At 29.0% G+C, this 9,405-nt stretch carries 10 protein-coding genes; all 10 read right to left on the bottom strand.

The genetic code is table 11. The features are described from left to right. On the bottom strand, positions 1-222 hold a 222-nt coding region (locus ACI3VO_RS16570), incomplete at its 3' end, for a uracil phosphoribosyltransferase (RefSeq protein WP_439758972.1). A 39-nt stretch (positions 223-261) separates the two neighbouring features. Further along, positions 262-714, bottom strand: a complete 453-nt coding sequence (rpiB, locus tag ACI3VO_RS16575) for a ribose 5-phosphate isomerase B (RefSeq protein ID WP_439758973.1) — start codon at positions 712-714, stop codon at positions 262-264. A 312-nt stretch (positions 715-1,026) separates the two neighbouring features. Further along, complete coding sequence (locus ACI3VO_RS16580; protein WP_439758974.1) at positions 1,027-2,067, bottom strand: L-threonylcarbamoyladenylate synthase; 1,041 nt, start codon at positions 2,065-2,067, stop codon at positions 1,027-1,029. Positions 2,068-2,088: 21 nt separating this feature from the next. Beyond that, positions 2,089-2,769, bottom strand: coding sequence for a ZIP family metal transporter (locus ACI3VO_RS16585; protein WP_320624806.1), 681 nt, complete (start codon positions 2,767-2,769; stop codon positions 2,089-2,091). A gap of 131 nt (positions 2,770-2,900) precedes the next feature. Beyond that, positions 2,901-3,965: a peptide chain release factor 1 gene (prfA, locus tag ACI3VO_RS16590; RefSeq protein ID WP_320924490.1), complete on the bottom strand. Its 1,065-nt coding sequence runs from the start codon at positions 3,963-3,965 to the stop codon at positions 2,901-2,903. A 13-nt stretch (positions 3,966-3,978) separates the two neighbouring features. After that, positions 3,979-4,830 (bottom strand): peptide chain release factor N(5)-glutamine methyltransferase, encoded by an 852-nt coding sequence (gene prmC, locus ACI3VO_RS16595; RefSeq protein ID WP_439758975.1) that lies wholly within the window; start codon positions 4,828-4,830, stop codon positions 3,979-3,981. Positions 4,831-4,847: 17 nt separating this feature from the next. Next, positions 4,848-5,756 (bottom strand): DUF1385 domain-containing protein, encoded by a 909-nt coding sequence (locus tag ACI3VO_RS16600; protein ID WP_439758976.1) that lies wholly within the window; start codon positions 5,754-5,756, stop codon positions 4,848-4,850. 170 nt (positions 5,757-5,926) lie between these two features. Then, positions 5,927-6,127 (bottom strand): 50S ribosomal protein L31, encoded by a 201-nt coding sequence (gene rpmE, locus ACI3VO_RS16605; protein ID WP_290687125.1) that lies wholly within the window; start codon positions 6,125-6,127, stop codon positions 5,927-5,929. Between the two features lie 175 nt (positions 6,128-6,302). Next, positions 6,303-7,898 carry a transcription termination factor Rho gene (gene rho / locus ACI3VO_RS16610; protein WP_439758978.1) on the bottom strand — a complete coding sequence of 532 codons (1,596 nt, stop codon included), beginning with the start codon at positions 7,896-7,898 and terminating at the stop codon, positions 6,303-6,305. A gap of 360 nt (positions 7,899-8,258) precedes the next feature. Continuing rightward, positions 8,259-9,260, bottom strand: a complete 1,002-nt coding sequence (gene glpX, locus ACI3VO_RS16615) for a class II fructose-bisphosphatase (RefSeq protein ID WP_439758977.1) — start codon at positions 9,258-9,260, stop codon at positions 8,259-8,261. Positions 9,261-9,405: the final 145 nt, after the last annotated feature.

Genomic DNA, 9,405 nt, shown 5'->3' on the forward strand with positions numbered 1-9,405 from the left:
TATCCCTAATTTTTTACCAGATATTATCTTTGATTTTGTTGTAGTTATAGGTGTTTCTATTTCTATTTCTTCTAACGGTAAATTTCTTGTTACCTCATATCCCATTAACATTGATATTTCTTTTAATAATTCTCTAAAGTCCTTTGATCCTGTTGTTGTCTGTCTCATAAGAGTTAATTTATGTTGTATTAATGGATGATCTGTAACTATAACTTTACTCATTATTTACCTCCTACACTAATTACTTTGTTTTAATTTTTATTATTTATTATATTTTTTTTCTATATCTCCAATTAAATTCACTCTTCTTAAATGTCTATCTCCTTCAAATTCTGTGTTAATCCAAGCATCAACTAATTCTAAAGCAAGTCCTTTTCCTAATACTCTTTCTCCTAGAGATAACATATTAGCATTATTATGAGCCTTTGACATTTTAGCTGAGAATACATCAGATACTACTGCACATCTTATTCCAGGCACTTTATTTGCTGCTAATGATATTCCTATTCCTGTACCACAGCATACTATTCCGTAATCAACTTCTTTTGCAACTACAGCTTCTGCTACTTTTTGTCCATAGATAGGATAATCTACTGATTCATCAGCACTGTTTGTCCCATAATCTACACATTCTATTCCTCTACCTTCTAAATGTTTTATTATTTCTAATTTTAAATTGTAACCACCGTGGTCACATCCTAAGCCTATTTTCATTTCAATTTCTCCTATATAAATTTTTTTATTTAAATTGATTGATTTTTTTTTAACTATCTAGATATAATTATACAATTATTTTTCATAAACTACCACATTTTTTTTGATTATAATTTATTTTCTAATCATTATTTATAATTAAAAGCACTATAAAACACACGAATTTCAATATTTTTCTTAAATTATTGAATTTTATTATTCGTTGTTTTTTTAACTAAAATTTAATATTTCTTATTTTATTTAAGTAGGAAAACATTTCTAACTTAATAATAACTTATTTTTGTATCAAATTTCAACAAAATTAATTTATTATCAAGCATTTATAACCTTATATCCAGCAGATTTCAAAAGTCTGTTCATTATAGCGCATCCTATACCTTCATTTGTAAAGCCTTCTGAATATATTATATCACACTCTTCTTTATCTGCTTGTATTAATGCATCAAATAGATTTGAAGCAACATCTTCTAAAGTTTCTCCTAAACATATAGTTTTTCCTATATAGAATTTTTTGTTATTTTCTAAACATATTATACCTGTTTTTAAATTTTTTCTGTCATTTTCTTCTGTCAACCTATTTATTTTTTCAATAACCTTAAATCGTTCGCCTGATACAATATAAACATCTGCATTTGGAGAATAATGTGTATATTTCATTCCTGGAGCCTTAGCTTTTATATTGTCTTCTTTCTTTTCTAGTGCTGAATCTAATTTTACAGTTCCAAGCTCTTTTTCTAATTGTTCCTTTGTTATGCTACCTGGTCTTAATATAGTTGGAATATCTCCTGTTAAATCTAAAACAGTTGATTCTAATCCGTATACACAATCATTTCCTAAAATTATGCCACTAACTCTATGGTTCATTTGTTCATAAACATGTGAAGCCCTAGTTGGTGATGGTCTTCCAGATATATTAGCAGATGGAGCAGCTATAGGAATATCTGCTTCTCTTATAAGAGCATTTGCTATTTTATTAGAAGGCATTCTAATGGCAACTGTATCAAGTCCTCCACTAGTTCTTTTAGGTATTATGTCCTTTTTATTTAAAATTATAGTTATAGGTCCTGGCCAAAATTTATCCATAACTATTTCAGCTTTTTCAGGCACATTTGTAACTAAATTATATATTTGTTTTTTGTCGCTTATATGAACAATTAAAGGATTATCACTAGGTCTTCCTTTAGCTTCATAAATTTTACTGACTGCATTTTCATCTAATGCATTGGCTCCCAAGCCGTAAACTGTTTCAGTTGGGAAGATAACAGTTTCACCTGATCTTAGGATTTCTGCTTGTTTTCTTATTTCTTCCATGTCTATATTATCTACGTCAATTTTACTAATCAATGTATCCATATTTTATTCCACCTCTTTTATTTAAACGCAATATACAATTATTGTTCCAACTAAAAAACCTATTATACAAAAAATATTTTTAGTCCTTGGTAAAATTTCCTCAAGTACAACATACAACATCGTTCCAGCTGCAATCGATAAAAATATCCCAATTAAGGAATTAAAGTTTCCTGCGAAATATACACCTAGAAAGCTTCCTATTCCCATAGGAACTCCTGCTATAACTGTATATAATATAATCCTACTTGTTTTCATTTTTGTCCCTGCAAGACTGAGCGCTGTAGCTAATCCTTCAGGAATGTTATGTATTCCTATCACCAATGCAAGTGTCCATCCTAATTGTGTAGCCGATACAAAGGACGACCCTATAGCCAATCCCTCTGGCAAATTATGTAGCATAATACTTAAAAAAATTAAATATCCCGACTTTTGATCCTGTGACATATCTAAATTTTCTTTTATGAGCATAGTTGTTATTACTCCTAAAAAAGTGGCAATTACAGTTATCCAAATCCCTTTTAAATCTATTGCTTCCTTCATTAAATCAAATACTACAACCGCCAACATTATTCCACCAGCTAAGCCCATAAAAAAATCTATGCATCTATCGATTTTCTTTTTAAAAATTCCAGATAAAACACCGCCTAGACCAGTCCCCAATACTCCAGCAAGTAAACCAATTAATGTAATTTTTAAAACCATATTATTACACTCTCCCAATTTAATTTATTTTATTATATGTATGTTTAATTCCTAAAATTAATAATTTAGAAGAGTTTAATATACCTTATAAAAAAGCCAAATGATGTATCAAAATCATTTGGCAGTTATCATTATATAGCTGACATTTTCTTTGTTTGATCTTCTGTTATAAGCGCATCTATCATTTCATCTAAATCGCCATCTAAGAAAGATTCTAATTTATATAATGTTAAATTTATTCTATGGTCACTTACTCTTCCTTGTGGGAAATTATAAGTTCTTATTCTTTCAGATCTATCTCCAGTACCAACTTGACTCTTTCTTTCTGCTGCTATATCGTCATGTTGTTCAGCTAGTGCTTTATCGTATAATCTAGCCTTTAATACTTTCATAGCTTTTTCTTTATTTTTTAATTGTGATTTTTCGTCTTGGCAAGAAACTACTTCACCTGTTGGTATATGAGTGATTCTTACTGCTGAGTCAGTTGTATTTACGCATTGTCCACCGTTTCCAGAAGCTCTAAACACGTCTATTCTTAAATCATTTGGATTGATTTCTACTTCTACATCTTCTACTTCTGGTAAAACTGCTACTGTTGCAGTTGAAGTATGTATTCTACCACCTGATTCAGTTGTTGGTATTCTTTGAACTCTATGAACACCTGATTCGTATTTAAGTCTAGAATAAGCTCCTTTACCTTTTATCATGAAAGAAACTTCTTTATATCCACCTACACCTGTATCACTTGCACTTAAAAGCTCAGTTTTCCATCTTCTTCTTTCAGCATATCTTGAGTACATTCTGAATAAGTCTCCAGCGAATAAAGCAGCTTCATCTCCACCTGCTCCACCTCTGATTTCAACTATAACGTTCTTTTCATCGTTAGGGTCTTTAGGTAATAATAATACTTTTAATTCATCTTCTATTGGTTCTACTTTATCTTCTAGTTCTGATAATTCCATTTTAGCTAATTCTCTTAATTCTTCATCAGATTCTTCTTCTAGTATTTCCTTAGATTCCTTTATACTATCTATTACTTCTTTGTATTCTCTGTATTTCATTACAATTGGCTCTAAATCAGCATGTTCTTTCATGTATTTTTGCCATGTTTTTTGATCGTTAATAACTTCGATGTCGCTTATTTTTTCTGTAAGCTCTTTGTATTTATCTTCTAATACTTGCAGTTTATTTAACATTTTTTCCACCTTCCTAATTATTATAAAATCCTATTACTACTCTTTCAAATCCTTGCAAATCGCATTTTGTATATATACCCTTAAAACCGTTTTGTTGCATAATTTTACTTACATCAGATGCTTGATCGTGACCTACTTCATATGCTAGTATTCCACCCTGTTTTAAAAATTGTCTAGATTCTTCTGTTATCCTTCTATAAAAATCAAGTCCATCTTCTCCACCTTCTAATGCATTATAAGGCTCGAAGTCCTTTACCTGTCTATCTAATCCACTTATATCTGATTTTCTTATATATGGCGGATTAGATACTATTATATCAAATTTTGTTTCGTCTGATACATTTGAAAAGACATCTGACTTAATAAAATCTATTCGTTCATCTACTTTATTAGAAATGGCATTTTTAGATGCTATTTCTAAAGCAATATCAGAAATATCTACTGATACTACATGTGATTTATCTAAATATTTTGCTAGGCTTACAGTAATTGCTCCTGAACCTGTACCTATATCTAAAATATTCAATCCTGTTTTATTATTGCATATATTTATTATTTCTTCTACTAAAGTTTCTGTATCTGGTCTAGGAATCAATACTCCCTCTTTGACAAAAAAGTCTAATCCCATAAACTCTCTATTACCTATAATATAGGCAATTGGTCTTTCATTCAATCTATCTTTCATCATTTCTAGAAAATATTTTTCTTGCTCATCACTTAAAGCCTTATCTAAATTCATTCTAATATACATAGAATCTACATCTCCAAGCGCCTTTTTTAAAAGAAGCTCTACATCTAATCTAGGCGTATCACTAATATTTTCTAGCTGTTGGCAATATTTTATAATTATCTCTTTAATAGTCATAAATTAATTACCCCTTATTATTCATTTAATGCAGCCTTTAGTGCTGCTATTGCTACTTCTAATTGTTCGTCATCAGGTTCTTTTGTAGTTATTTTTTGCATCATCATTCCTGGATATGCGACAATTTTACTTAAAATATTATTATATTTCCCAAGAAATTTTATTATTTCATAAGATATTCCCGCAACTATAGGTATACATAAAATTCTTATAGCTACTCTTAAAAAAGGATTAGGCCATCCAAAAAAAGAAAACAATATAATTGATATAAACATAACTATAAATAAAAAATTTGTACCACATCTAGGATGCAGCCTTCCAAATTTTCTAGCATTCTCAACTGTTAGCTCTAAATCATTTTCATAACAATAAACAGTTTTATGCTCAGCACCGTGATATTCAAACACTCTCTTGATATCTGCATTCAACGAAACTATTGCCATATACGCTATTAATATCGCTATTCTAATCGCACCTTCAATCAAGTTAAGTGCTACATGACTATTTATTATCTTAGAAAATAATCCACCTATAAAAGTAGGTATTAATACAAAAATCCCAACAGAAAGCAACAAAGATATTATTAAAGACACTACTATTATGGCATCATTTGCCTTTTCTTTAAATATTTTTTTAAGAAACCTATCTATAGCATCTTCCTCCTCTTCTTCTAAGAAAAATTCTGAAGAAAAATTCAAGCTATTTATTCCGCTGATCATTGTATCTATTAATATAAATCCACCTCTTAAAAATGGAATTTTATCTATTTTTTTGTCTCTTACCCAGCTTTCAATCTTATCCTTTTTTATCTCTATCTCTCCATTAGGCTTTCTAACCGCAATAGCTCTGTAATCATCTGATTGCATCATTACTCCCTCTATTACAGCCTGCCCTCCGACTTTACCTAATTTCTTTTCATTTTCCATAACATTCTCCTTAACCCGAGATTAAGTTTTTACACATTTAATATTATATCAAATTTACAATATTAAAAAAGGGCATGTTTAAAAATAAAAACCTTTTATCCTGTACATCCCTCATAATTATCGTAAAAATAAAATAGAGGCTGGAAAACCAACCCCTGTTTTTTTGAATATTATTCCATGTTGAATCTTTTTTTGAATTTGTCGATTCTTCCACCTTTTTCTATATTCTTTTGTTTACCTGTATAGAAAGGATGGCATTGAGAACAAATTTCAACTCTTATTTCGTCCTTAGTTGAACCAGCCATGAAAGTATTTCCACAAGCACAACGTACTTCTACTTCTTTATATTTTGGTTGTATATCTTTTTGCATTACTGTCACCTCTTTTTTCTTTATATTTTAAAATTAATTATACTAATTTTTTTACTTATTCAAATATCAACTCCCATATTATATCATATGTTTTCGAAGGGTTCAAGCATTTTTAACAGTCTTTAAAATTTATTTATTCTTAATTATTTTTTATTTTTAATTTTGATTTGCCGTATTATTTATTAAGTATTCCATTTATATTGTTTATAAATTCTTCATTAGTTTTTGTTCTCTTCAATGCTTCTAATATATTATCCGTAACTTCTAACACAGAGTTGTTGCTCATTTCTTTTCTTAATTTCCATAAAGCAGTCTTTTCTTTATCTGATAATAATAAATCTTCTCTTCTTGTTCCAGATTTATAGATATCTACAGCAGGGAAGATTCTCTTTTCTGCTAATTTTCTATCTAGATGTAATTCCATATTACCTGTACCTTTGAATTCTTCAAATATTACATCATCCATTCTTGAACCAGTTTCAACTAAAGCCGTAGCAAGGATAGTAAGAGATCCTCCTTGTCTTATATTTCTAGCTGCACCAAAGAATTTTTTAGGTCCATGCAATGCCCCTGGATCTAAACCACCTGATAAAGTTCTTCCTGTAGGTGAAATTGTTAAGTTATAAGCCCTTGCTAGTCTTGTTATACTATCTAATAATATGACAACATCCTTTCCATGCTCAACTAGTCTTTGAGCTCTATTTAAAACCATTTCTGCTACCTTTACATGATGACTTGAAACTTGATCAAATGTTGAGTATATAACATCCGCATCAATAGATTCCTTCATATCTGTAACCTCTTCAGGTCTTTCATCTATTAATAATACTATTAGTTCTACATTTGGATAATTTTTTACTATACTATTTGCTACACTTTTTAAAAGAATAGTTTTACCTGCTTTAGGAGGCGCAACAATTAAACCTCTTTGTCCTTTTCCTATTGGTGATATTAAATCTATTAATCTAGTAGATATTTCATTTGGTTGTTTTTCTAAAGTTAATCTTTCTTCTGGATATATAGGAGTTAACGATTCAAAAGATTTTCTTTGTATTGCAGTTTCTGGATCTTCGTCATTTATCTTTTGAACAAATAAAAGAGCTCTAAATTTTTCTCCTGTTTTAGGATGTCTTGTTATACCTCTTACCTTGTCTCCTGTTTTCATATTAAATCTTCTTATTTGAGAAGGAGATACATATACATCATTTTCTGTAGATAAATAATTTGAACCTCTTAAAAATCCGAATCCATCTGGTAATATTTCTAATACACCTACTACTTCATCATCCTTTGAAGTATTAAATTCATTTATTATTTTAGATTCTTCTACTACCTTAGGTGTATAATTTCCTTTTATATTATTAGAAGATTTATTATCGATATTTTGTTGTTTATTATCATTCTTTTGAAACTTATTATAATTTCTTTGATTATTTATATTTCCTTGAGTATTATTTTTTGTATAATTTTTATTTTCGTATTTACTATTTTTATTATTTTCAGGTTTGTATTGTATTTGTTTTGTATTATCTGCACTCTCAGTTTTATTATCTTCATCTATTTTAGTATGTTTTTCATCTAAGATTTCTTTCTCTTCTTTTTCTAAGTCCTTATTTTTATCCGTGTCTTTATTTTCTTTTACTTTTTTGTTTTTTTCCTTAGTTGCATCCGTATCAGTAGTTTTTAATTTATCAACGGCTTCTTTTATTTTTTCAATTAAATCCGCTTTTTTATATTTAGTCACTGACTTTACATTTAGCTCTTTTGCCATTTCTCTTAGTTGAGCTAATGTTTGACTGTTCAAATCATTTAGATTAATATTTTCTATATTCAAAATAGGCCTCCTCGCTCACAATTTTTATTTAAATTATTCTAATTTGGAAATAAACGGCATGAAAAAGAAAAGATATTTATTTTAGCTCGAACATAATTACAATCTAATAATAGCATTTTTCTTGTATTATGGTCAATAAATAAAATAAAATACATATTTGTATACATTTTTTTATTAAATATATTTAAATATAAAAAAATAACCCATTATTATTGCTAATACATAACAATATAAACGGATTATTTTCTTTTTAATTAAATTTTATTTAAAAATAATTTAAATTTTAAACAATATTTTCTACTCCATATTGTACTTTTTCATTAAATCTATTAATATTTCATTTTTATCTAAATTATGTATAGCATTTACAAATCTTATAGTTCCTGTTTTTCCTCTCATTACTACAGACTCTGTTTTAGCCTTATTATCTCCAACATGAATTACACCCTTTAATAGGTTTCCTTCTGTGATTCCTGTAGCAGCAAAGAATAAATCATCACCTTTTGCTAAATCGTCTATAGTTAATTTCTTTTGGATATCTTCATCTGAGAATCCCATTTCATGGCATCTGTTTCTTTCTTGTTCACTTAATGGGTAAATTTGAGCTTGCATATCTCCGCCCATACATTTTATAGCTGCTGCAGTTATTACCCCTTCTGGTCCTCCACCGATTCCCATTAGCATATCAACACCTGTTTCTTCAAAGCAAGTTGCAATACCTGCTGCAACATCTCCGTCACCAAACATTCTTATTTTACATCCTAATTTTCTAGCTGGTTCAAATATATAATTATGTCTTTCTCTATCTTGAGCCATAATTGTCATTTGAGTTGGTTTTTTACCTAAAGCCTTTGAAACATTTAATATATTTTCTTCTACGCTCTTATCTAAATCTATTGCTCCTTTTGCCTTTGGTCCTACAACTATTTTTTTCATATAAGTATCTGGTGCATTTAATAGAGAACCTTTTTTACCCATAGCTATTACTGATATAGCATTTGGAAGCCCTTTTGCTATTAATGTAGTACCATCAAGTGGATCTACAGCTATGTCAACCTCCATAGATCCTTCTTCTTGGCTCCCGACCTTTTCTCCTATATACAACATTGGAGCTTCGTCAAGTTCTCCTTCTCCAATTACAACTTCACCCTTTATCTTAACTGATTCAAAAGCTCTTCTCATAGCTTCAACTGCTGCTCCGTCAGCACCGTCTTTATCTCCTCTTCCCATAAATTGTGATGATACTAATGCTGCAGCTTCTGTAACTCTTACAAGCTCTAATGCTAAATTTCTATCCATTTTTTTCTCCTTTTTTATACTTATTTTTTATTTATATCATTCTAATTTATTTAAATTTTATATATACCCTAACTTTTTATTTATTATTACCATTAAATATTATACATTATTTACTTTTAATTTCTACTATTTAATTTTAATAAAT

Source organism: Intestinibacter sp., assembly GCF_051866655.1.
Classification (GTDB): Bacteria; Bacillota; Clostridia; order Peptostreptococcales; family Peptostreptococcaceae; genus Intestinibacter.

Coding starts and splice junctions, on each gene's coding strand:
- prfA (WP_320924490.1), bottom strand. CDS start 3,965: ATGTTAAATAAACTGCAAGTATTAGAAGATAAATACAAAGAGCTTACA.
- glpX (WP_439758977.1), bottom strand. CDS start 9,260: ATGGATAGAAATTTAGCATTAGAGCTTGTAAGAGTTACAGAAGCTGCA.
- ACI3VO_RS16580 (WP_439758974.1), bottom strand. CDS start 2,067: ATGGATACATTGATTAGTAAAATTGACGTAGATAATATAGACATGGAA.
- rpmE (WP_290687125.1), bottom strand. CDS start 6,127: ATGCAAAAAGATATACAACCAAAATATAAAGAAGTAGAAGTACGTTGT.
- rho (WP_439758978.1), bottom strand. CDS start 7,898: ATGGCAAAAGAGCTAAATGTAAAGTCAGTGACTAAATATAAAAAAGCG.
- prmC (WP_439758975.1), bottom strand. CDS start 4,830: ATGACTATTAAAGAGATAATTATAAAATATTGCCAACAGCTAGAAAAT.
- ACI3VO_RS16600 (WP_439758976.1), bottom strand. CDS start 5,756: ATGGAAAATGAAAAGAAATTAGGTAAAGTCGGAGGGCAGGCTGTAATA.
- ACI3VO_RS16585 (WP_320624806.1), bottom strand. CDS start 2,769: ATGGTTTTAAAAATTACATTAATTGGTTTACTTGCTGGAGTATTGGGG.
- rpiB (WP_439758973.1), bottom strand. CDS start 714: ATGAAAATAGGCTTAGGATGTGACCACGGTGGTTACAATTTAAAATTA.